This is a genomic window from Zavarzinia sp., assembly GCF_049306435.1.
Classification (GTDB): Bacteria; Pseudomonadota; Alphaproteobacteria; order Zavarziniales; family Zavarziniaceae; genus Zavarzinia.
The window spans coordinates 11,933-33,295 of record NZ_JBAQRT010000322.1 but is presented as its reverse complement, the minus strand read 5'-3'; the positions used below and the strand labels follow the sequence as shown (position 1 = coordinate 33,295).

Annotated in this window: 20 protein-coding genes; 12 read left to right on the top strand and 8 right to left on the bottom strand. The window is 66.0% G+C overall.

What is annotated here, in order from left to right:
- Positions 1 to 9 precede the first annotated feature (9 nt).
- From rpoC to queG, 5 genes are all read left to right on the top strand, one after another.
- Positions 10 to 4,188 (top strand): DNA-directed RNA polymerase subunit beta', encoded by a 4,179-nt coding sequence (gene rpoC, locus WAZ62_RS18530; RefSeq protein WP_422645017.1) that lies wholly within the window; start codon positions 10 to 12, stop codon positions 4,186 to 4,188.
- A gap of 146 nt (positions 4,189 to 4,334) precedes the next feature.
- On the top strand, positions 4,335 to 5,375 hold the full coding sequence (locus WAZ62_RS18525) for a hypothetical protein (protein ID WP_422645016.1): 1,041 nt from the start codon (positions 4,335 to 4,337) through the stop codon (positions 5,373 to 5,375).
- A gap of 20 nt (positions 5,376 to 5,395) precedes the next feature.
- Positions 5,396 to 5,947, top strand: coding sequence for a nucleoside 2-deoxyribosyltransferase (locus WAZ62_RS18520; protein WP_422645015.1), 552 nt, complete (start codon positions 5,396 to 5,398; stop codon positions 5,945 to 5,947).
- Positions 5,948 to 6,004: 57 nt separating this feature from the next.
- On the top strand, positions 6,005 to 6,673 hold the full coding sequence (locus WAZ62_RS18515) for a glutathione S-transferase family protein (RefSeq protein ID WP_422645014.1): 669 nt from the start codon (positions 6,005 to 6,007) through the stop codon (positions 6,671 to 6,673).
- 4 nt (positions 6,674 to 6,677) lie between these two features.
- The gene (queG, locus tag WAZ62_RS18510) at positions 6,678 to 7,742 is read left to right on the top strand and encodes a tRNA epoxyqueuosine(34) reductase QueG (RefSeq protein ID WP_422645013.1); all 1,065 of its coding nucleotides are present in this window, start codon (positions 6,678 to 6,680) and stop codon (positions 7,740 to 7,742) included.
- Here queG and WAZ62_RS18505 read toward each other — a convergent pair.
- Positions 7,720 to 8,448 (bottom strand): tetratricopeptide repeat protein, encoded by a 729-nt coding sequence (locus WAZ62_RS18505; RefSeq protein WP_422645012.1) that lies wholly within the window; start codon positions 8,446 to 8,448, stop codon positions 7,720 to 7,722. The two genes, queG and WAZ62_RS18505, sit on opposite strands and share 23 nt — an antisense overlap.
- 44 nt (positions 8,449 to 8,492) lie before the next feature.
- On the opposite strand from WAZ62_RS18505, the gene WAZ62_RS18500 reads away from it, so the two are divergent.
- From WAZ62_RS18500 to WAZ62_RS18490, 3 genes are all read left to right on the top strand, one after another.
- Positions 8,493 to 9,353 carry an SDR family oxidoreductase gene (locus WAZ62_RS18500; protein ID WP_422645011.1) on the top strand — a complete coding sequence of 287 codons (861 nt, stop codon included), beginning with the start codon at positions 8,493 to 8,495 and terminating at the stop codon, positions 9,351 to 9,353.
- Positions 9,350 to 10,009 (top strand): VOC family protein, encoded by a 660-nt coding sequence (locus WAZ62_RS18495; protein ID WP_422645010.1) that lies wholly within the window; start codon positions 9,350 to 9,352, stop codon positions 10,007 to 10,009. Before WAZ62_RS18500 ends, WAZ62_RS18495 begins: the two co-directional genes overlap by 4 nt.
- A gap of 75 nt (positions 10,010 to 10,084) precedes the next feature.
- A complete protein-coding gene (locus tag WAZ62_RS18490) occupies positions 10,085 to 10,498 on the top strand; it encodes an MAPEG family protein (RefSeq protein WP_422645009.1) in 414 nt (137 codons plus the stop codon).
- A 21-nt stretch (positions 10,499 to 10,519) separates the two neighbouring features.
- On the opposite strand, the gene WAZ62_RS18485 is transcribed toward WAZ62_RS18490, so the two are convergent.
- Genes WAZ62_RS18485 through ccrA form a run of 3 tightly spaced genes read right to left on the bottom strand, consistent with a single transcriptional unit; the run spans position 10,520 to position 13,966 of the window.
- Positions 10,520 to 10,942: a PaaI family thioesterase gene (locus tag WAZ62_RS18485; RefSeq protein WP_422645008.1), complete on the bottom strand. Its 423-nt coding sequence runs from the start codon at positions 10,940 to 10,942 to the stop codon at positions 10,520 to 10,522.
- Positions 10,939 to 12,633: an acyl-CoA dehydrogenase family protein gene (locus WAZ62_RS18480; RefSeq protein WP_422645027.1), complete on the bottom strand. Its 1,695-nt coding sequence runs from the start codon at positions 12,631 to 12,633 to the stop codon at positions 10,939 to 10,941. Before WAZ62_RS18480 ends, WAZ62_RS18485 begins: the two co-directional genes overlap by 4 nt.
- Positions 12,634 to 12,667: 34 nt before the next feature.
- Positions 12,668 to 13,966, bottom strand: coding sequence for a crotonyl-CoA carboxylase/reductase (ccrA, locus tag WAZ62_RS18475; RefSeq protein ID WP_422645007.1), 1,299 nt, complete (start codon positions 13,964 to 13,966; stop codon positions 12,668 to 12,670).
- Positions 13,967 to 14,233: 267 nt separating this feature from the next.
- On the opposite strand from ccrA, the gene WAZ62_RS18470 reads away from it, so the two are divergent.
- From WAZ62_RS18470 to WAZ62_RS18460, 3 genes are all read left to right on the top strand, one after another.
- Entirely contained in the window at positions 14,234 to 16,249 is a 2,016-nt protein-coding gene (locus WAZ62_RS18470; protein WP_422645006.1) for a methylmalonyl-CoA mutase family protein, read from the top strand.
- A 159-nt stretch (positions 16,250 to 16,408) separates the two neighbouring features.
- Positions 16,409 to 17,404: a permease gene (locus WAZ62_RS18465; RefSeq protein ID WP_422645005.1), complete on the top strand. Its 996-nt coding sequence runs from the start codon at positions 16,409 to 16,411 to the stop codon at positions 17,402 to 17,404.
- 11 nt (positions 17,405 to 17,415) lie between these two features.
- Positions 17,416 to 17,643, top strand: coding sequence for a thioredoxin family protein (locus tag WAZ62_RS18460; protein WP_422645004.1), 228 nt, complete (start codon positions 17,416 to 17,418; stop codon positions 17,641 to 17,643).
- Positions 17,644 to 17,658: 15 nt separating this feature from the next.
- Here WAZ62_RS18460 and WAZ62_RS18455 read toward each other — a convergent pair whose 3' ends face one another.
- From WAZ62_RS18455 to WAZ62_RS18445, 3 genes are all read right to left on the bottom strand, one after another.
- Positions 17,659 to 18,429, bottom strand: a complete 771-nt coding sequence (locus WAZ62_RS18455; RefSeq protein WP_422645003.1) for a glucose 1-dehydrogenase — start codon at positions 18,427 to 18,429, stop codon at positions 17,659 to 17,661.
- A gap of 115 nt (positions 18,430 to 18,544) precedes the next feature.
- A complete protein-coding gene (locus WAZ62_RS18450) occupies positions 18,545 to 18,706 on the bottom strand; it encodes a hypothetical protein (RefSeq protein ID WP_422645002.1) in 162 nt (53 codons plus the stop codon).
- 81 nt (positions 18,707 to 18,787) lie between these two features.
- A complete protein-coding gene (locus WAZ62_RS18445; RefSeq protein ID WP_422645001.1) occupies positions 18,788 to 19,783 on the bottom strand; it encodes an aldo/keto reductase in 996 nt (331 codons plus the stop codon).
- Positions 19,784 to 19,876: 93 nt separating this feature from the next.
- On the opposite strand from WAZ62_RS18445, the gene WAZ62_RS18440 reads away from it, so the two are divergent.
- Positions 19,877 to 20,773 carry a LysR family transcriptional regulator gene (locus tag WAZ62_RS18440; protein ID WP_422645000.1) on the top strand — a complete coding sequence of 299 codons (897 nt, stop codon included), beginning with the start codon at positions 19,877 to 19,879 and terminating at the stop codon, positions 20,771 to 20,773.
- On the opposite strand, the gene WAZ62_RS18435 is transcribed toward WAZ62_RS18440, so the two are convergent.
- Positions 20,770 to 21,357 carry a TetR/AcrR family transcriptional regulator gene (locus WAZ62_RS18435; RefSeq protein ID WP_422644999.1) on the bottom strand — a complete coding sequence of 196 codons (588 nt, stop codon included), beginning with the start codon at positions 21,355 to 21,357 and terminating at the stop codon, positions 20,770 to 20,772. The two genes, WAZ62_RS18440 and WAZ62_RS18435, sit on opposite strands and share 4 nt — an antisense overlap.
- Positions 21,358 to 21,363: the final 6 nt, after the last annotated feature.

Sequence of the window (21,363 nt, the reverse complement as noted above, 5' to 3'; positions counted from 1 at the left end):
AGCAAAGTGATGAACCAAGAGGTTATGGCCCTGTTCGGCCACGCCCCCGGTACCCAGGCCTTCGATCAGATCAAGATCTCGATCGCCAGCCCCGAAAAGATCCGCGCCTGGTCCCATGGCGAGATCAAGAAGCCGGAGACGATCAACTACCGCACCTTCAAGCCGGAGCGGGATGGCCTGTTCTGCGCCAAGATCTTCGGGCCGATCAAGGACTACGAGTGCCTGTGCGGCAAGTACAAGCGCATGAAGTATCGCGGGATCACCTGCGAGAAATGCGGCGTCGAGGTCACCCTGTCGAAGGTCCGGCGCGAGCGCATGGGCCATATCGAACTGGCTTCGCCCGTCGCGCACATCTGGTTCCTGAAGTCGCTGCCGTCGCGCATCGGCCTTCTGATGGACATGACCCTGAAGGATCTCGAACGGATTCTCTATTTCGAGAATTACGTCGTGACCGAGCCGGGTCTGACCGCGCTGAAGCGTAACCAGCTTCTCAACGAGGAAGACTTCATCCGCGCTCAGGACGAGTATGGCGAGGACAGCTTCGAGGCCGGCATCGGCGCCGAGGCGATCCGCAAGATGCTCGAAAAGCTCGACCTCGAGGGCGAGCGCGACGAACTGCGCCAGGAACTCGCGACCACGACGTCGGAAGCCAAGCCGAAGAAGATCGTGAAGCGCCTGAAGCTGATCGAGTCCTTCATCGAATCCGGCAACCGTCCGGAATGGATGATCCTGACCGTCGTGCCGGTGATCCCGCCCGAGTTGCGCCCGCTGGTGCCGCTGGACGGTGGCCGCTTCGCGACCTCGGATCTGAATGACCTGTACCGCCGCGTCATCAACCGCAACAACCGCCTGAAGCGTCTGATCGAGCTGCGCGCGCCGGACATCATCGTCCGCAACGAAAAGCGCATGTTGCAGGAAGCGGTCGACGCCCTGTTCGACAACGGCCGTCGCGGCCGGGTGATCACGGGCGCCAACAAGCGTCCGCTGAAGTCGATCTCGGACATGCTGAAGGGCAAGCAGGGCCGGTTCCGCCAGAACCTCCTCGGCAAGCGCGTCGACTATTCGGGTCGTTCGGTCATCGTCGTCGGGCCGGAGCTGAAGCTCCACCAGTGCGGCCTGCCGAAGAAGATGGCGCTCGAACTCTTCAAGCCCTTCATCTACGCCAAGCTGGACATGAAGGGCATCGCCACCACGATCAAGATGGCGAAGAAGATGGTCGAGAAGGAGCGGCCGGAGGTCTGGGACATCCTCGAAGAGGTGATCCGCGAACATCCGGTCATGCTCAACCGGGCGCCCACGCTGCACCGTCTCGGCATCCAGGCTTTCGAGCCGACGCTGATCGAAGGCAAGGCGATCCAGCTGCATCCGCTCGTCTGCGCGGCCTTCAATGCCGACTTCGACGGCGACCAGATGGCGGTTCACGTGCCGCTGTCGCTCGAAGCCCAGCTCGAAGCCCGCGTGCTGATGATGTCGACCAACAACATCCTCAGCCCCGCCAACGGGAAGCCGATCATCGTGCCGTCGCAGGACATCGTCCTCGGCGTCTATTACCTGACGATGGAGAGGCCGAACGAGCCGGGCGACGGCATGGCCTTCGCCAACATCAACGAGATCCAGGCGGCGCTCGATTCGAAGTCGGTCACGTTGCACACCAAGATCCGCGCGCGCCTGCACACGGTCGACGGCAATGGTGATCCGATCGTCGTTCGCGTCGAGACCACCCCGGGCCGCATGCTGCTGTCCGAGCTGCTGCCGCGGCACAAGAACGTGCCCTTCTCGATGATCAACAAGCTGTTGACCAAGAAGGACATTTCGACCGTCATCGATACCGTCTACCGCCATTGCGGCCAGAAGGAGACGGTGATTTTCGCCGATCGCCTGATGGCGCTCGGCTATGCCCATGCCTGCCGCGCCGGCATTTCCTTCGGCAAGGACGACATGGTCATTCCGAAGGCGAAGGACGCGCTGGTCGCGGCCACGCAGGAACAGGCCAAGGAATACGAGCAGCAATATCTCGACGGTCTGATCACCCAGGGCGAGAAGTACAACAAGGTCATCGACGCCTGGGCCCAGTGCACCGACAAGGTCGCCGACGAGATGATGAAGGAAATCTCGTCGGTCGTGATCGACGAGGCCACGGGCCGCGCCAAGCCGATCAACTCGATCTACATGATGGCCCATTCGGGCGCTCGTGGTTCGGCGGCGCAGATGAAGCAGCTCGCCGGGATGCGCGGCCTCATGGCCAAGCCGTCGGGTGAAATCATCGAGACGCCGATCATCTCGAACTTCAAGGAAGGTCTGTCGGTTCTCGAGTACTTCAACTCGACCCACGGTGCCCGCAAGGGTCTGGCCGATACCGCGCTGAAGACGGCGAACTCGGGTTACCTGACCCGCCGTCTGGTCGACGTGGCGCAGGACTGCATCATCGTCGTCGACGATTGCGGCACCTCGAACGGCCTGACCGTGACCGAAGTCGTCGAAGGCGGCGATGTGATCGAGCCCCTGGGCGACCGGATCCTCGGCCGTACCGCGGCGATCGACATCGTCGACCCCGCGACCTCGGCCCTCGTGGTCGCGGCCGGCGAGATGATCCTCGAGGATGACGTCGAGCGCGTGACCAAGGCCGGCGTCCAGTCGGTGCTGATCCGCTCGGTCCTGACCTGCGAGGCGGATGGCGGTGCCTGCGCCCGTTGCTATGGCCGGGATCTGGCCCGGGGCACGCCCGTCAACATGGGCGAAGCCGTGGGTGTCATCGCGGCGCAGTCGATCGGCGAGCCGGGCACGCAGCTCACCATGCGTACCTTCCACATCGGCGGCGCGGCGCAGTTCTCGGAAAAGAACAGCGTCGAGGCGACGATCGACGGCACGATCAAGATCAACAACCGTCACATCGTCGTCGACAGCTCGAAGCGCATGGTCGTGATGAGCCGCAATTGCGAACTCATCCTGGTCGATGCCAACGGCCGCGAACGTGCCCGCCATCGCGTCGCCTATGGCGCGCGCCTGTTCTTCGACGAAGGCCAGAGCGTGACCAAGGGCGTGAAGCTGGTCGAGTGGGATCCCCGGACCCTGCCGATCATCTCGGAACGCGAAGGTTACGCGGCCTACATGGATCTCGTCGAAGGCGTCTCGATGCGCGAGGCGACGGACGAGGCGACCGGGATCGCCAACAAGGAAGTCATCGACTGGCGCGGCCAGCCGAAGACCTCGGACCTGCGTCCGCGTATCGGCCTGCGCGACGAGAAGGGGCATCCGATCCTGCAGCCGAACGGCACGGAAGTGCGTTACTTCCTGGCCGCCGGCGCCATTCTCTCGGTCGAGGACGGCGGCAAGATCAATGCCGGTGACGTGCTTGCCCGTATTCCGCTGGAATCGGCCAAGACCCGCGACATCACCGGCGGTCTGCCGCGCGTCGCCGAACTCTTCGAGGCGCGTCGTCCCAAGGACCACGCGATCATCGCCGAGCGTTCGGGCCGGGTCGAATTCGGCAAGGACTACAAGAACAAGCGCCGCGTCATCCTGCATCCGCTGGAAGGCGACGATTCCGATCCGCAGGAATATCTGATCCCGAAGGGCAAGCATATCGCCGTTCAGGAAGGCGATATCATCCAGAAGGGCGACTACCTGCTCGACGGCAACCCGGCGCCGCATGACATCCTGAAGGTCCTGGGTGTCGAGGCCCTGGCCCGTTATCTCGTGAACGAGATCCAGGACGTCTATCGTCTGCAGGGCGTGAAGATCAACGACAAGCACATCGAGGTGATCGTTCGCCAGATGCTGCAGAAGGTCGAGATCGAGGATTCGGGCGCGACCACCTTCCTCCAGGGCGAGCAGGTGGACCGTGTCGAGTTCGACGAGGAAAACGCGCGGACGATGAAGCTGGGCCTGCGCCCGGCGACCGGCAGCCCCGTGCTGCAGGGTATCACCAAGGCCTCGCTGCAGACCCGGTCGTTCATCTCGGCGGCGTCCTTCCAGGAAACCACCCGCGTGCTGACCGAGGCGGCGACCGCCGGCAAGGTCGACCATCTGGTGGGTCTGAAGGAAAACGTCATCGTCGGCCGCCTGATCCCGGCGGGCACCGGCGCGATGATGAACCGCCTGAAGGAAGTCGCCAGCAACCGCGACAAGGAACTGGCGGCGATCGAAGCCGGCGATATCCCCGCGGTGAGCGCGACCGACGCCGCCTGAACGCGGTTGTCCTGACAACATCAAGGGCCCGGGACGGCAAAACGTCCCGGGTCTTTTTTTGTGTCCACGGGCCACGGGCTGTACCGGCCGCGCAAGTCCTGTAGCATCGCGGGCGACGGGCTGATTCCGTTCAAGGGGGGAGCGCCATGGCCGGGCTGATTTTCCAGAAGACCAGGGCGCGGGCGCCGCTTCGACTTGGCCTTGCCGGCGGCGGCACCGATCTGTCGCCCTATTGCGACCAGTTCGGCGGCGCCGTGCTCAATGTCACCATCGATCGCTATGCCTTCGCCTCGATCATCCCCCGCGCCGACAACAGGGTGTGCTTCATGTCGGACGATACCGGGGTGGAGGAGAGCTTCGAGATCGATCAGCCGCTGAGCGCCGCGAAACTGCTCCTTCATCGCGGCGTCTATCAGCGGATGATGACGGAATTCAACGGCGGCCGGCGCGCGCCGATGACGATCAGGACCACGGTCGATGCCCCGGCCGGTTCGGGCCTTGGTTCATCCTCGGCGCTCGTCGTGGCGCTTGTCGATGCCATGCGCTCCGTGCTCAGCGCTCCGCTCGGACCCTATGACGTCGCCCGTCTCGCCTTCGAGATCGAGCGCATCGATCTCGCCCTGTCGGGCGGGCGCCAGGATCAATACGCGGCGGCTTTCGGCGGTCTGAATTTTATCGAATTCCTGTCGAACGATCGGGTGATCGTGAATCCCTTGCGGGTGTCCGACGCCATCGCCAATGAATTCGAATGCTCGCTGGTCACCTGTTTCTCCGGCCGCTCGCGCCAGTCGGCCGAGATCATCGATCGCCAGACCGCCGGCCTGAAGTCGGCCGGCAGCGCCACCATCGAAGCGATGGACCGGCTGAAATACGACGCCATCGAGATGAAGCGGGCGCTTCTGGTCGGCAGCATTCCGCGCATGGCGGAAATCATGAACGATTCCTGGAAAGCCAAGCAGCTGACGGCATCCGGCGTCTCGACCGCCCGTATCGACGAATTGTTTCAGGTCGCCCTGAACAATGGCGCCCAGGCCGGCAAGGTCTCGGGCGCGGGCGGTGGTGGCTTCATGTTCTTCATCGTCTCGCCCGAGCACCGCTTCTCGCTGCTCCATGCCCTGAACGAGGCGGGCGGGCAGGCGACGCCGGTGAATTTCGTCAATCGCGGCGTTGAAACCTGGCAAGTCTGACGGGGCGGGCCGACGTGGTCATGAAAAGCATCTATCTGGCGGGGCCGGAGGTCTTTCACGCCGACGCCTTCGCCCTGGGCCGGGCCAAACAGGCGCTGTGTGGTGCCGTCGGCTATGTCGGGCTCTATCCGCTCGATGGCGCGATCGAGGCCGAGGCGACCGAGCCCCGCGACCTGGCCCGGTCGATCTATCGCTCGAACATCGGCATGATCCGCGCCGCCGATGCGGTCATCGCCAATCTGACGCCGTTCCGGGGCCCGGGCGCCGATGCCGGCACGGTGTTCGAGGTCGGTTTCGCCGTGGCCCTGGGCAAGACCGTGCTGGGTTACCGCAATGTCGTCGGCAGCTATGCCGACCGGGTGCGGATCTGGAACGGCGCGGATTTCGGCGGCGACGCCGATGGCCGGCCAACGGATCGCGACGGCTTGCTGGTCGAGGATTTCGGCTTCGGCGACAATCTCATGATCGATGCCGCCATCACCGTCTTCGAACACGAGGCCGCGGCGAGCCTCACCGACTTGTCGGGTTTCACCGCCTGCCTCAAGCGATTGCAGGCCCTGCTTCCCCCCTGACTATGTCGGCCGACAAGAGACTTGTCGGCCCGGTCCCCCCCGCCTAAAGTCCCGGCCATGCGCATCCTGTATCATCAACCGCTGTCGCCCTTCTCGCGCAAGGTCCGCCTCGCGCTCAAGGAAAAGGGGCTGGAATTCGAGCTGCGGGTCGAGAAGACGTGGGATCGCCGGCCGGAATTCCTGGCGCTCAATCCCGCCGGCCAGGTGCCGGTGATGGTGGAGCCGGACGGTCAGGCCTTCGCCGATTCCGTCGCCATCGTCGAATATCTGGAGGAAGTCTATCCCGACCGGCGCCTGCTGGGTTTCGATCCGGCGGGGCGGGCCGAGACCCGGCGCCTGATGGCCTGGTTCGATCAGAAGTTCAACGCCGAAGTCACGCTGAACCTGCTGTTCGAGAAGGTGAGCAAGCGGTTCTACGGTCTCGGCAATCCCGACTCGGGCGCGATCCGTGTCGGCAAGCAGCTGATCGGCTATCACCTCGATTACATCGGCGAGCTGTCGGAGCGGCGGCGCTGGCTGGCGGGCGATGAATTCGGCCTCGCCGACATCGCCGCCGCGTCCCATCTGTCCTGTGTCGATTATCTGGGCGATGTGCCCTGGGATGCGCATCCCAGGGCCAAGGACTGGTATGTGCGGGTGAAGTCGCGGCCCAGTTTCCGGCCGCTGCTGGGCGATCATGTCGCCGGGATGCCGCCGCCGCCGCAATACGCCGACCTCGATTTCTGACGCCATGGCCGCGATCGCCGATCCCCGCGCTGCCCTCGAGCGGGAGGCGCGGCGGCTTGGCTTCGATGCCGTCGGTTTCGCCGCGCCCGACGCGGTCGAGACGCTCGGCCGCGACCATCTGTTCCGCGCCTGGCTCGAGCAAGGCCGGCAAGGCGCCATGGGCTGGATGGCCGATACCGCCGACCGCCGGGCCGACCCCCGCGTGCTCTGGCCTGGCGTTCGCACCATCGTCATGCTGGGCGCCAATTACGGGCCAACGAGCGACAGTCTCGCCCTCCTCGACGAGAAGGACCGGGGCCTGATCGCCGCCTATGCACGGATGCGCGATTATCACGATGTGATGAAGGGCCGGCTGAAGATGCTGGCCCAATGGGCGGTCAGCCGCCTCGGCGCCGAGGTGAAGGTCTTCGTCGACACGGCGCCGGTGCTGGAAAAGCCGCTCGCGCAGGCGGCGGGCCTCGGCTGGCAGGGCAAGCACACCAATCTGGTCAGCCGCGAGCATGGCTCCTGGCTCTTCCTCGGCGCGCTGTTCATGGCGGCGGACCTGCCGGCGGGCGAGGCCGAGGTCGATCATTGCGGCAGTTGCAGCCGCTGCCTCGACATCTGCCCGACAAAGGCTTTTCCCGCGCCCTATCAGCTCGACGCCAGGCGCTGCATCGCTTACCTCACCATCGAATATGACGGCGAGATCCCGGAAGAATTCCGCGCCGCCATCGGCAACCGCATCTACGGCTGCGACGATTGCCTCGCGGTCTGTCCGTGGAACAAATGGGCCAGCGCCGCCCACGATCTGAAACTGTCGGAGCGGGCGGAACTGGCGGCCATGCCGCTGGCCGACCTCGCCCGTCTCGATGACGCCGGCTTCCGCGGCCTGTTCGCGACGACGCCGGTGAAGCGTATCGGCCGTGACCGCTTCATCCGCAACGTCTGCGTCGCCATCGGCAATTCGGGCGACCCCGCCCTGCTGTCCGTCGCCCGGCACCTGACGGCGGACGAAAGCCCGCAGGTGCGGGCGATGGCGGAATGGGCGGTGGCGCGGCTGAGCGCTATTTCTTCGCCAGCGCCTTGAGGCTGGCGTTGGCGGCGTCGCGCACGGCGGGGTCGGTCGCGGTGGCGGCGGCTTTTTTCCAGTCGGCGGCGGCCTTGTCGTGTTCATCGCGCAGCAGGTGGATGCGGCCGCGCTCCAGCAGGATGGCGGCATCGCCCGGGGCGAGGCTCGCCGCCTTCTCGATGGCGCCGAGGGCTTCGGGCAGCTTGCCGGCTTCGCGCAGCGCCGTCGCATAGAGCAGTTGCAGCTCGGCGTCGCCATCGTCGATCTGCACGGCCGCGTCGAGATCGCGGGCCGCCATTTCCCAGTTCTTCAGCGCGGCATAGGCCCTCGCCCGGTCGGACAGGAGTTGCGGATCGTTCGGCGTGTTCTTCACCGCGAGGCTGAAGGCCTTGACCGCCAGATCCGGCTTGCCGTCCAGCATCCGGACATTGCCGAGCTGGCCGAGCAGGGCGGCGGCCTCGTAAGGATTCTCGGTCTGGTCGATCATGCGGTTCAACCGGTCGCCGGCGGCGCCATAGCGCTTCAGCGCGACTTCGGCGAGGGCGGCGCAATGCTGGGCGGCGGGATCGTCCGTCGTCTTGATCCAGGCGAGGGCGGCGCTATAGGCATCGCCGGGGGCCTTGTCGATCATGGCGGTGCATTCGCCATAGCTCATGGCCCGGGCGGGCAGGGTCACGGCGACGGCAAGGAGGAGGCCGAGGGCGGCTTGTTTCAGGGCGGGCATGATGGCTACAGTCCTCTCTCGTATTCGTCGATGCAAGGCCGCACATGCCCCGCCTGTTCTGTTTCGGCCTCGGCTATAGCGCGCTGGCGCTGGCCCGGCGTCTGCGCCCCCGGGGCTTCACCGTCGCCGGCACGGTTAGAAACGAAGCCAAGGCCGAAGCCCTGCGCGCGGAAGGGATCGAGGTTCATCTGTTCGACCGGGGACGGCCGCTGACCGATCCGGTCGCGGCGCTGGCGGGCACCACTCATCTGCTGTCCTCGGTCCCGCCCGATGCCGGGGGCGACGCGGTGATCGATCATCATGGCGCTCTTCTGAGCGGACTTTCGGGCCTTTTGTGGGCGGGCTATCTCTCGACCACCGGCGTCTATGGCGACCGGGGCGGCGACTGGATCGACGAAAGCGCCTCCATCGCCCCGACCGGGGCGCGCGGCCAGCGCCGGGCGGCGGCGGAGGCCGCCTGGTCGGCCCTCGGACTGCCGCTGCATATCTTCCGCCTCGCCGGGATCTATGGTCCGGGGCGCAGCGCGATCGACCAGTTGCGCGCCGGCAGGGCGCAGGCGGTGGTCAAGCCGGGCCAGGTCTTCAGCCGCATTCATGTCGAGGATATAGCCGCCGTGCTCGACGCTTCGGCCGCGCGGCCCCATCCGGGCGCCGCCTATAATGTCTGCGACGACGAGCCGGCGCCGCCCTGGGAAGTGATCGAATTCGCCGCCGATCTCGCCGGCCTGCCCCGGCCGCCCCGCATCGCCTTCGAGGACGCGGAAATGAGCGCCATGGCGCGCAGCTTCTGGGCCGAATCGAAGCGCGTGTCCAACCGGCGCCTGCATGACGAACTGGGGGTTCGGCTGGCCTATCCGACCTATCGCGAGGGACTGCGGGCGTTGCTGGCGGGGGAGGGGGCATGAGGCCTGACCGTCTCGACCATCTGATCTGGGCCGTCGCCAATCTCGAAGAGGGGATCGACCGGCTGGAAGCCCTGTCGGGTGTGCGCGCGGCGGTCGGCGGCCGGCATCCGGGCTTTGGCACCAGGAACGCCCTCGCCGGGCTTGGCCCCGGGCTCTATCTCGAAATCCTCGCGCCCGATCCCCTGCAAGACCGGACGGGCACGCTGGGCGCCCTCGTCGAGGCGCTGCCGGTGCCGAGCCTGATCGGCTGGTGCGCGCAGGGAAGGAACCTCGCGCGGCTGGCGGCGGAATTGCCCGGGGCGGGACTGTCGAGCCCCGGGCCGGTCGCCATGGCGCGGACACGGCCCGATGGCGTGCATCTGGCCTGGACCATCCTTGGCATCGCCGGGCACGGCTTTGGCGCGCTGGTGCCTTTCCTGATCGACTGGCGCGAATCACCGCATCCGTCCCTGTCGGCCCCGGCGGGCCTGTCGCTGGTCGATTTCACCGTGACCGGGCCTGACGCGCCGCGTCTCGAATGGACGCTGGCTGCGCTCGGCTTGACGCTGCGTCCGCGCGGCGGGACGGCCGGTCTTTCCGCCGTGATCGAGGGGCCGCGCGGGCGCTTCGCGCTCGAGACCGTGGGCGGGGTGCCGGATCGGACCTTCGGGCTCTGAACCCACCCTTTCCGATTGCCGGCGGTGCTGTTATCTCTCCGATGCTGCGAACATAACGCAGGGAGGAGAGAGACGATGTCGATTGCCGTGATTTGCCTGCTGATTGCGATCTTCATGCCGGCCGTGACCAATATCGTGGGCAAGGTCACCGCCGGTAAAGGCTATGACAACAACGCGCCCCGCATCTGGCTGGAAAAGCAGACCGGCTGGCGCCAGCGCGCCTATTGGGCCCACAACAACCATCTGGAAGCGGTCGCGCCCTTCGCCGCCGCCGTCATCCTGTGCATCGTCGCCGGTGTCGACCGCGCCTGGCTCGACCAGTGGGCGATGATCTTCATCGCCGTCCGCCTGGTCTATACCGCGATCTATCTCGCCAATATCGGTGCCTTGCGCACCCTGGTGTGGATGGGCGGCGCCGCCATCATCGTCTGGATGCTGGTCAAGGCGGGCACGGCCCTCGCCGTGGTCGCGCCGGTCGTCGCGGACTGATCCCCGCGAGGACGGTGGGCGTCAGCCGATCGCGAGCAGCTTGCCCGTCGCGGAAGCGCGGGCAAGCAGCCGCCCGTCGTGGCCCAGGAGATCGCCTTCGAGAAAGACGATCGAGCGGCCAAGGCGCAGCACCCGCCCCCTGGCCCGCACGGGGCCGGGCATCACCGGCTCGAAATAGGACACCTTGAGTTCCAGCGTCGGGGGCACGAATTTGCCCTCGGTCGTCAGGATCAGCGCGACGGCCATCACGTCGTCGAGCATGGCGGCCTGGAAGCCGCCCTGGACGACACCGCGCGGATTACAGAACTCGGGCTTGCCGTCGAATGTCGCCTCGAGTTCCCGCGTGGCGGGATCGAAGCGGACCAGCGAGAAACCGAGATGCCGGGTGCAGGCCGGCAGGGGCAGCGCGCCGAAGCGCGCCGCCGGATCGGTATCGGGGATCAATTGCCGCCTTCGAGCAGGCGGCGGGCGATGACATTCGCCTGAATCTCGGCCGCGCCCTCGAAGACGTTCAGGATGCGGGCATCGCACAGCACGCGGGAGATCGGATATTCCTCGGCGTAACCATTGCCGCCGTGAATCTGCAGCGCGTTGTCGGCGGTCGCCCAGGCGACGCGGGCGGCCAGCAGCTTGGCCATGCCGGCCTCGAGGTCGCAGCGACGCTCGGCGTCCTTCTCGCGCGCGGCGAAGAAGGTGATCTGGCGGGCGATCATGATTTCGACCGCGGCCCAGGCCAGCTTGCCGAAGACTCGCGGGAAGCTGTAGATCGGCTTGCCGAACTGGACGCGCTCCTGAGCGTAACGCAGGCCCAGTTCGAGCGCGCATTGGGCGACACCGACGGCGCGCGCGGCGGTCTGGATGCGGGCGGATTCGAAGGTGGTCATCAACTGCTTGAAGCCCTGGCCTTCCTGCTGGCCCAGCAGGTTCTCGGCCTTCACCTCGAAACCGTCGAAGCCGATCTCATATTCCTTCATGCCGCGATAGCCGAGCACCTTGATCTCGCCGCCGGTCATGCCGGGGGTGGGGAAGGGATTGGCGTCGTCGCCGCGGGTCTTCTCCGCGAGGAACATGGACAGGCCCTTGTAACCCGGCTCGGCCGGATTGGTGCGGGCGAGAAGGGTCATCACGTCGGCGCGGGCCGCGTGGGTAATCCAGGTCTTGTTGCCGGTGACCTTGTAGACGTCGCCGTCCAGCACCGCGCGGGTGCGCAGCGAGCCGAGGTCGGAGCCGGTATTGGGTTCGGTGAAGACGGCGGTCGGCAGCAACTCGCCACCGGCGATCAGCGGCAGCCACTTCTGCTTCTGGGCTTCGGTGCCGCCGGCCATCACCAGTTCGCAGAAAATCTCGGCGCGGGTGCCGAGGGAGCCGACACCGATATAGCCACGCGAGAGTTCCTCGGTGACGACGCACATGGCGGTCTTGCCAAGGCCGTGGCCGCCGTATTCCTCCGGCAGGGTCAGGCCGAAGACGCCCAGTTCCGCGAGTTCCGACAGGATCTCGAGCGGGATGAACTCGTCTTTCAGGTGCCATTCGTGGGCGAAGGGAATGACCTTGTCCTCGGCGAAGCGGCGGAAGCTGTCGCGCACCATGGCCATGGTCTCGTCGAGGCCGAGGTCGCCGAAACCGCTGGCGAGGCCATCGGAAATCGCGGTGGCGATCTCGGCGCGCACCGTCGCGGTATTGCCGGCGTGCAGCAGGGCGGAGACGCCCGGCACGGCCAGATAGTCATTCACCTGGGCTTCGGTCAGGCCGTAATCGGCCGGGCGCACGACCTCGCCCTGGCTCATCGGGATGCCGCCCTCGATCTGGGCGAGATATTCGCCGAAACCGGCCTGCAGGATCATGGTCTCGAGCCGGCCCAGCTTGCCTTCGCCCTTCAGGGTTTCGGCCCAGTGCAGAAGCTGGCGCAGCGATTCGACATAGGTCGCCAGCCAGGCGAGGCCATGGGCCGCGAACTGCTCGGTTTCGAGCTTCGCGCCCGAAACCTTGCCGTTCACGGCGACCTTGGCCAGAACCGCCACCCTGGCGTGACCGAGGAGCGTATCCGCCGCTTGTACCGCCTCGGCCGCCTTGCCGAACAGATCGGTCAGCACGGCGTCGGTCGCGGTATGGGATGCAGGGGCGGCAAGGCTCATCATTCGCTCCTCGGAGTACTCAACGTGTTGTGGATCAGGCGCTGTAGCCGGCTTCGATCGCGTCCTCGATCGTGCGCAGGCCCGGATATTTGGCGGAAACGAGAACCGCCATGTTGCCCGGCTTGTGCTGGTTCTTCCACATCTTGGTGTGCGCGCGCGGAATATCTTCAAAGGAGAAGACTTCGGACATGCAGGGATCGAGGCGACGCTCGATCACCAGTTGGTTGGCCTGGCTCGCCTGCATCAGATTGGCGAAATGGCTGCCCTGCACGCGCTTCTGACGCATCCAGACGAAGCGGGCGTCGAAGGTGATGTTGAAGCCCGAGGTGCCGGCGCAGAACACCACCATGCCGCCACGCTTCACGACGAAGGTGGAGACCGGGAAGGTCGCTTCACCGGGATGCTCGAACACGAAATCGACGTCGTTGCCCTTGCCGGTGATGTCCCAGATCGCCTTGCCGAACTTGCGCGCTTCCTTCATGAAGGCGTCGTATTCGGGCGAATTGACCTTGGGCAACTGGCCCCAGCACTTGAAGTCGTTGCGGTTGATCACGCCCTTGGCGCCCAGCGACATGACGAAATCGCGCTTGGTCTCGTCCGAGATGATGCCGATCGGATTGGCGCCCGAGATCGAGATCAGCTGGATCGCCATCGAGCCGAGGCCGCCCGAGGCGCCCCAGACGAGGACGTTGTGGCCGGGACGCAGGATATGCGGGCGATGGCCGAACAGCATCCGGTAGGCGGTCGCGAGGGTCAGCGTGTAGCAGGCCGATTCTTCCCACGACAGGTGCTTCGGCCGGTGCATCAGCTGACGCGCCTGGACGACGGTGAACTGGGCGAAGGAGCCATCCGCGGTCTCGTAACCATAGATGCGCTGCGAGGGCGAGAACATCGGATCGCCGCCGTTGCACTCCTCGTCGTCGCCGTCGTCCTGGTTACAGTGGACGACGACTTCGTCGCCGACCTTGAAGCGCTTCACCTTGGCGCCGATCTTCCACACCACGCCCGACGCGTCCGAGCCGGTGATGTGATAGTCCTTCTTGTGGACATCGAAGGTCGAAACGGGGATGCCGAGGCCGGCCCAGACGCCGTTGTAGTTGACGCCGGCCGCCATCACGAGCAGCAGGACTTCGTCCTCGCCGATCTCGGGCACGGGCATCACCTCGAGCTGCATCGCCTGTTCGGGCGGACCGTGACGATCGCGCCGGATCACCCAGGCGTACATCTGCTTCGGCACATGCCCGAGCGGCGGGATCTCGCCAACTTCGTAAAGATCCTTGATCGGCTGGCTGGTCGAGATCGCCTGGACCTGACCCGTCGTGGTTGCCGTCATGCTTCTGTCCCTCGCGCTCCGTCGGTTTATATATGGTCGGCTTTTGCTGCTTGTATTCGCTTGCCGCCCCCCGACCATCCTACGCCAAGGACAAGATCGGGGTAGGGGCGGAGTTTTGGATGCAGTGTGTCCGAGTTGCAAGTTTATTTTGCGTCGCACAACATGCTATTTGAATAATATGGCATCGGATATGGTCCGAAAGAGTAATGTCGCTGGCCGACAGAGGGTCTAGAACGCCAGAAAGTTGCGAGAGCGGGGATTCTGACAATGAGTGATACCAAGCGTGAGAGCGTGGCGAATGACGGGGCCAAGGCCGTTCGGGACGACCCCTGGCTGATCCGGACCTACTCTGGCCATTCGTCGGCGGCGGCGTCCAATGCTCTTTATCGCACGAACCTCGCGCGCGGACAAACAGGTTTGTCAGTAGCGTTCGATCTGCCGACCCAGACCGGCTATGACGCCGATCATGTCCTGTCGCGCGGCGAAGTCGGCAAGGTCGGCGTGCCGATCAGCCATATCGGCGACATGCGCACGCTGTTCGACGGTATTCCGCTCGGCCGCATGAACACCTCGATGACGATCAACGCGACGGCGGCCTGGCTGCTCTCGCTCTATATCGCGACGGCCGAGGATCAGGGGGCGAAGCGCTCCGATCTGCAGGGCACGACGCAGAACGACATCATCAAGGAATATCTCTCGCGCGGGACCTATATCTTCCCGCCGCAGCCTTCGATGCGCCTCATCGCCGACGTCATTTCCTTCACCTACAAGGACGTGCCGAAGTGGAACCCGATGAACGTCTGCTCCTACCATCTGCAGGAAGCGGGCGCGACGCCGGTCCAGGAGCTGGCCTATGCCCTGGCGACGGCGCAGGCCGTGCTCGACGAGGTGAAGAAGGCGGGCCAGGTGCCGGCCTCGGATCTGCCGAAGGTGGTCGGGCGGATTTCCTTCTTCGTGAACGCGGGCATCCGCTTCATGACCGAAGTCTGCAAGATGCGGGCCTTCACCGAACTGTGGGACGAAATCACCCTGAACCGTTATGGCGTGCAGGAAGAGCGGTTCCGCCGCTTCCGCTATGGCGTGCAGGTGAACAGCCTCGGCCTGACCGAGCAGCAGCCGGAAAACAACGTCTACCGCATCCTCCTCGAAATGCTGGCGGTGACCCTGTCCAAGGATGCCCGCGCCCGCTCGGTCCAGCTGCCGGCCTGGAACGAGGCGCTCGGCCTGCCCCGGCCCTGGGATCAGCAATGGTCGCTGCGCTGCCAGCAAATCCTGGCCTATGAGACCGATCTGCTCGAATTCGGCGATATCTTCAACGGCTCGACCGTGGTCGGACAGAAGGTCGCCGAGCTGAAGGCGGCCGCGATGGAGGAACTGGCCCGGATCGAGGCCATGGGCGGGGCGATCGCCGCCGTCGAATCCTCCTATATGAAGCAGCGTCTCGTCGAATCGAACGCCCAGCGCCTCGCCGCCATCGAATCGGGCGACATGACCGTGGTCGGCGTGAACAGATTCATCGAATCGGCGCCCAGCCCGCTGTCGGGCGGTGGTGAAGGCTCGATCCTCGTCGTCGACGATGCCGCAGAATCCGAACAGGTCGAGCGCCTGAAGGCCTGGCGCGCCTCCCGCGACGACGCCCGGGTGAAAGCCGCGCTGGAAGGCTTGCGCAGCGCCGCGGTCGAAGGCCGCAACATCGTGGAACCCTCGATCGCCGCCGCCCATGCCGGTGTCACCACCGGCGAATGGGGCCAGACCTTGCGCGAGGTCTTCGGCGAATACCGGGCGCCGACGGGCGTCGCCCGCGCCGCCTCCGCGCCGGCCGGCGACATGGCCGCGGTGCGGGCCAAGGTCGACGCCGTCTCGGCCAAGCTCGGCCGGCGCCTGAAGTTCCTGGTCGGCAAGCCCGGCCTCGACGGTCATTCCAACGGCGCCGAACAGATCGCCGTCCGTGCCCGCGACGCCGGCATGGAAGTCGTCTACGAGGGCATCCGCCTGACCCCGGCGCAGATCGTCAACGCGGCGCTGGAAGAAGGCGTCCATGTCGTCGGCCTGTCCATCCTCTCGGGCAGCCATGTCGCGCTGGTGACCGACGTGATGGAGAAGATGAAGGCCGCGGGCATCGCCGATATTCCGGTGATCGTCGGCGGCATCATCCCGCCGGAAGACGAAGCCAGGCTGAAGGCGGCTGGTGTCGCCCGGGTCTACACCCCGAAGGATTATCAGCTGACCGACATCATGGCCGACATCGTCGCCATGATCGACGACCTGCCGGTCGCGGCCTGATCCCGTCGCCGGGGCCGCGATGGCGGCCCCGGTCGCCTGATCCAGATCAAGTCGCCGGCAGCCCCTTCATGCACAAGTAGGGGCAAGCCGGAGGTCGATCATGGTGTTGAAGCAGCCTGTCCCCAGTCGTGTCGTCCGCAGGGGCGAGGGTATCGCCTGATGCTGTTCGGCTGGCTGAACGACCAATTGCTCCGGATGGTGTGGCTGTCCGATCTCGTGACGGCCGGGGTGACGGCGGTCGGTCTCGACCCCGCGTCGCGCCTCGGCGGCTCGGTCCAGTTCTTCGTTTATGACGTCGTGAAGATCTTCCTGCTTTTGTCGGCGCTGATCTTCACCGTCTCCTACGGCCAGACCTATTTCCCGCCCGAGCGGACGCGCCGCATCCTCGGCGGCCGGGCCGGGCTGGGCGCCAATATCCTGGCGGCCCTGCTGGGCACGATCACGCCCTTCTGCTCCTGTTCGTCGATCCCGATCTTCATCGGCTTCACGGCGGCGGGCCTGCCGCTGGGCGTGACCTTTTCCTTTCTGATTTCCTCTCCGCTGGTCGATCTCGCGTCGATCATCCTGCTCGCCTCGATCTTCAACTGGTCGATCGCCCTCGCCTATGTCGCGGTCGGGCTGGCGGTGGCGATCGTCGGGGGCACGCTGATCGGCCATCTGAGGCTGGAATCGCAGATCGCCGATTTCGTGCGGAAGGCGCCCGTGTCCGATACCGAGAGCGCGATGACCAGGGGCGAGCGGCTGGCCTATGCCCGGGATCAGGTGGTCGAGATCGCCGCCCGGGTCTGGCCCTATGTCCTGATCGGGGTCGGCCTGGGCGCGCTGATCCACAACTGGATACCGCAAGCCGCGATCACCGCCCTGCTCGGTCAGGACAAGTGGTGGTCGGTGCCGCTGGCGACGCTGGTCGGCATTCCCATGTATGCCGACATCTTCGGCACCTTGCCGGTCGCCGAGGCGCTGGTGGGCAAGGGCGTGGGGCTGGGCACGGTGCTGGCCTTCATGATGGCGGTCACGGCGCTGTCGCTGCCATCGCTGGTTCTCCTGAAGCGCGTCGTGAAGATGCCCCTGCTCGTCATCTTCACCGGCGTGGTCACCGGCGGCATCCTCGCCATCGGCTTTCTGTTCAACGCCATTTCCGGCTGGTTCATCTGAAGGAAGACACCATGATCATCAAGATCCTCGGCTCGGGCTGCAAGAAGTGCATCGCCCTTGGCGAAAACGCCAAGGCCGCCGCGGCGGCGGCCGGCATCGACGCGGAATTCGTCAAGGTGACCGATATCGCCGATATCGCGGCCGCGGGCGTGATGCATACCCCGGCCCTGATGGTCGACGGCAAGCTGGTGTCGAGCGGGCGGGTGCTGTCGCCGGAGGATATCGCCAAGCTATTGTGACAGCACCCGGCGGCATCACTGCGCGGTGTAACCGCCGTCGATCACCAGTTCGCTGCCGGTCATGAAGCCGGATTCGTCCGAGGCGAGATAGAGGATGCCGTTGGCGATGTCGGCGGCGACGCCGAGGTGGCCGATCGGGTGCAGGGCGACGAGGCCTTCCTTGCCGGCAGCCGGATCCTCGGTGTCGTTCAGAAAGCCCTCGACCATCGGCGTCCAGATGTAACCCGGATGGACCGAGTTCACGCGGATCTTGTAACCGGCCTTGGCGCAATGGAGCGCGGCCGACTTGGTGAAGATGCGCACCCCGCCCTTGCTGGCGTTATAGGCGGCCAGATTGGGATCGCCGATGATGCCTTCGATCGAGGAGAGATTCACGATCGAGCCGCCGCCGGTTTCCTTCATCGCGAGAATGGCGTGTTTGGTGCCGAGAAAGACGGCGTCGAGATTGATCGACATCAGCCAGCGCCAGTCCTCGAGGCTGGTTTCCTCGACACTGCCGGAGAGGGCGACGCCCGCGTTGTTGACGAGGATGTTCAGGGCGCCGAAACGCGCCACGACCGCAGCGACCACCGCCTGCCATTGCGCCTCGTCGGCGACATCCTGTTTCAGGAACAGGGCTTCGCCCCCGGCGGCGATGATGGCTTCGGCGACCTTGCCGCCTTCCATCTCGTCGACATCGGTCACCGCGACCCTGGCGCCTTCCCGCGCCAGCAGCAGCGCGGTTTCCCGGCCGATTCCCTTGGCGGCCCCGGTGATCAGGGCGACTTTTCCTTGCACGCGACCCATCGGACACATCTCCCTTGTCGGCCACGCCCTGCATGGGGCGCGGCGTTGTTGCGCCGGCCCCAAGGCCGACCGGGAAAGCATAGCAGCAGCCCGAGCCGCCGCGACCTGATCGGGATCAAGGCGCCGAGGGCTTTTCGTCCTCGTCGACCGCCGGGACCCCCGTGCCGGCATGGGTCGGCACGAAGGCGGGCGGATCGCTGGCCGGGAAGGACTCCCGGCTGGCCTCGTCGATCGGATCGAGCGGCGGGGCTTCGCTGTTCTCTTTCCGTTTGGGCATGGTCTTGTTCCCTTCGGTGCCGAGTCACCCCTTCCATATGGGGGGAGGGGCGGGGATCGCCAAACGGAAAGGCCGGGGCGCCTATTTCTCGCTGTCGAGATGAACGAGCAGGGGCGCGGGATATCGCTCACCCTTCGCCGCGCCCCTGGGGATCGCCGCCTCGATCGCGGCGAGGTCCTCGGTGGTCAGGGTGACGTTCAGCGCCCCCAGGCTCTCTCTCAGGCGATCGCGGCGTCGGGCGCCGATCAGCGGCACGATATCGGACCCTTGCGCCGCTACCCAGGCGATGGCGATCTGGGCGACCGTGGCGCCCTTGGTCGCGGCCAGCTTGCCCAGGGCTTCGACGAGGGCGAGGTTGTGGCCGACATTCTCCTCGGCGAAGCGGGGGGAGAAGGCGCGGAAATCGCCCGCCTTCTGCTGGCCCGCCTGCCAGTGGCCGCTGATCAGCCCGCGCGACAATACGCCATAAGCGGTAATGGCGATGCCAAGGTCGCGGCAGGTCGGCAGGATCGAATCCTCGATCCCCCGCGAGATCAGGGAATATTCGATCTGAAGATCGCAGATCGGATGCACGGCGGCGGCCCGGCGAATGGTCTCCGCGCCCACTTCCGACAGGCCGATGTGGCGCACCCAGCCCTGTTTCACCATGTCGGCGATGGCGCCGATCGTGTCTTCGATCGGCACCGAAGGGTCGAGGCGGGACAGGCGATAGACGTCGATATGGTCGGTCCGCAGCCGCTTCAGGCTCATGGCCAGGAAATTGCGCACCGACGCCGGCCGGCCGTCGTAACCGATGAAGCCGCCCGCCGGATCGCGCAGGGCGCCGAACTTGACGGACAGCTGGTAGCTTTCGCGGGCGACGTCCCGCAGCGCCTCGGCGATCAGCATCTCGTTATGACCCGAGCCATAGAAATCGCCGGTGTCGAGCAGGGTGACGCCGGCATCGAGCGCGGCGTGGATGGTGGCGATGCTCTCGCCCCGGTCGGCCGGGCCGTAGAAATCGGACATGCCCATGCAGCCGAGGCCAAGGGCGGAGGTGAGGGGGCCGGTGGTGCCCAATTTGCGCTGTTGCATCATGCTCTCCCGCGAAATCGATGGCGGGATCATGCGCCGGATGATTATGTTCGATAATCCGCCTTTATCCAGACGAGCTGTTCGGAAAATCGTACAATGACCTTGACGCCGGATCTCGCCGATCTCGATCTCTTCGCCGCCGTCGCCCGCGCGCGCAGCTTCCGGGGCGCGGCCAGGCTGCGGGGGCTTTCCGCCTCCAGCCTGTCGGAGGCGATCCGCCGGCTGGAGGAGCGGCTGGGCGTTCGACTGCTGAACCGCACCACCCGCAGCGTCACCCCGACCGAGGCCGGCCTGCGCCTCCTGGAGCGGCTGACCCCGGCCCTCGACGAGATGCGCGCCGCCCTCGACGCCGTGAACAGTTTTCGCGACAGCCCGACCGGCACATTGCGCCTCAACGTGCCCGGCATCGTCGCCCGGGTGGTCCTGCCGCCCATCATCGCCGGTTTCCTCGCCCGCCATCCCGGCATCACGGTCGAATTGATGAGCGAGGATCGTTTCATCGACGTGCTGGCCGCCGGCTTCGATGCCGGCATCCGCTATGGCGAGACGCTGGAGCAGGACATGATCGCCGTGCCCATCGGCCCCCGGGTGCAGCGCTATATCCTCGGCGCCGCCCCCGCCTATCTGGAAAAGGCCGGCTCTCCGCAACACCCGCGTGACCTGCTGCATCACGCCTGCCTGCGCCATCGCTTTCCCCATGGCACGCAATGGCCGTGGGAGTTCATGCGCGGGGACGAGGTGGTCCGCGTCGATCCCTCGGGACCGCTGGTTTCATCTTCGATCGAGGCGCTGATCACGGCGGCGGAAGCCGGGCTCGGCTTCGTCTTCGGCTTCGAGGACTGGCTGGGGCCGCCGATGGCGAAGGGCAAGCTCGTACCCGTGCTCGAGGACTGGTGGCAGAGCTTCCCCGGCCCCTTCCTCTATTACCCCAGCCGCCACCTGATGCCGGCGCCCTTGCGAGCCTTCATCGACTATGTGCGGGAGATCGGCTAAAGGCTCGCCGCGATCAGGGCCTTGCCGGCCTCGACCAGATGGATCGCCGGGCCGTCGCCCTCGAAGAGCTGGGCCGAGGCATAGGTGCCTTCGATGAGGAGGAGAAGCGCGTCGCCCAGCATGTCCGGGTCGCGCGCGCCGAGGCCGGCGGCGAGCCCGCGCAGGCGGCGGCGGTATTCCTTCTTGTTCGCGACCGAGGCGAGGCGGGCCGGGTGGTCGCGGTCGGGATATTCCACGGCGGCATTGGTCATGCCGCAGCCCCGGTAATGGCTGACCCTTGTCCGATCCTCGATCGATTGCAGCCAGGCGATGACTTGCGCCTTCGGGTCGCCGGCAAGGGGGGCCGTTACCGCCTCGAAGCGTTGCCAGAAGTCGGCGTCATAGTCGCGGATATAGGCGGCGGCCAATTCGTCCTTGGAGGCGAAGGCACGGTACAGGCTGGGCTTGGTCACGCCCGCCGTGGTCACGATCTCTTCCACCCCGACATCGCGGATGCCCCGGCGATAGAACAGCTCGCGCGCCGTCTCGCGGATGCGGTCGACGGCGCGGCGGGGGCGGTCTGCGGAATTGGCGGATACGGTCATGCAAAA

Bases quoted from the DNA above. Each gene is read 5' to 3' on its own strand.
- rpoC (WP_422645017.1), top strand. From the start codon at position 10: ATGAACCAAGAGGTTATGGCCCTGTTCGGCCACGCCCCCGGTACCCAG.
- WAZ62_RS18525 (WP_422645016.1), top strand. From the start codon at position 4,335: ATGGCCGGGCTGATTTTCCAGAAGACCAGGGCGCGGGCGCCGCTTCGA.
- WAZ62_RS18520 (WP_422645015.1), top strand. From the start codon at position 5,396: ATGAAAAGCATCTATCTGGCGGGGCCGGAGGTCTTTCACGCCGACGCC.
- WAZ62_RS18515 (WP_422645014.1), top strand. From the start codon at position 6,005: ATGCGCATCCTGTATCATCAACCGCTGTCGCCCTTCTCGCGCAAGGTC.
- queG (WP_422645013.1), top strand. From the start codon at position 6,678: ATGGCCGCGATCGCCGATCCCCGCGCTGCCCTCGAGCGGGAGGCGCGG.
- WAZ62_RS18505 (WP_422645012.1), bottom strand. From the start codon at position 8,448: ATGCCCGCCCTGAAACAAGCCGCCCTCGGCCTCCTCCTTGCCGTCGCC.
- WAZ62_RS18500 (WP_422645011.1), top strand. From the start codon at position 8,493: ATGCCCCGCCTGTTCTGTTTCGGCCTCGGCTATAGCGCGCTGGCGCTG.
- WAZ62_RS18495 (WP_422645010.1), top strand. From the start codon at position 9,350: ATGAGGCCTGACCGTCTCGACCATCTGATCTGGGCCGTCGCCAATCTC.
- WAZ62_RS18490 (WP_422645009.1), top strand. From the start codon at position 10,085: ATGTCGATTGCCGTGATTTGCCTGCTGATTGCGATCTTCATGCCGGCC.
- WAZ62_RS18480 (WP_422645027.1), bottom strand. From the start codon at position 12,633: ATGAGCCTTGCCGCCCCTGCATCCCATACCGCGACCGACGCCGTGCTG.
- ccrA (WP_422645007.1), bottom strand. From the start codon at position 13,966: ATGACGGCAACCACGACGGGTCAGGTCCAGGCGATCTCGACCAGCCAG.
- WAZ62_RS18470 (WP_422645006.1), top strand. From the start codon at position 14,234: ATGAGTGATACCAAGCGTGAGAGCGTGGCGAATGACGGGGCCAAGGCC.
- WAZ62_RS18465 (WP_422645005.1), top strand. From the start codon at position 16,409: ATGCTGTTCGGCTGGCTGAACGACCAATTGCTCCGGATGGTGTGGCTG.
- WAZ62_RS18460 (WP_422645004.1), top strand. From the start codon at position 17,416: ATGATCATCAAGATCCTCGGCTCGGGCTGCAAGAAGTGCATCGCCCTT.
- WAZ62_RS18455 (WP_422645003.1), bottom strand. From the start codon at position 18,429: ATGGGTCGCGTGCAAGGAAAAGTCGCCCTGATCACCGGGGCCGCCAAG.
- WAZ62_RS18450 (WP_422645002.1), bottom strand. From the start codon at position 18,706: ATGCCCAAACGGAAAGAGAACAGCGAAGCCCCGCCGCTCGATCCGATC.
- WAZ62_RS18445 (WP_422645001.1), bottom strand. From the start codon at position 19,783: ATGATGCAACAGCGCAAATTGGGCACCACCGGCCCCCTCACCTCCGCC.
- WAZ62_RS18440 (WP_422645000.1), top strand. From the start codon at position 19,877: ATGACCTTGACGCCGGATCTCGCCGATCTCGATCTCTTCGCCGCCGTC.
- WAZ62_RS18435 (WP_422644999.1), bottom strand. From the start codon at position 21,357: ATGACCGTATCCGCCAATTCCGCAGACCGCCCCCGCCGCGCCGTCGAC.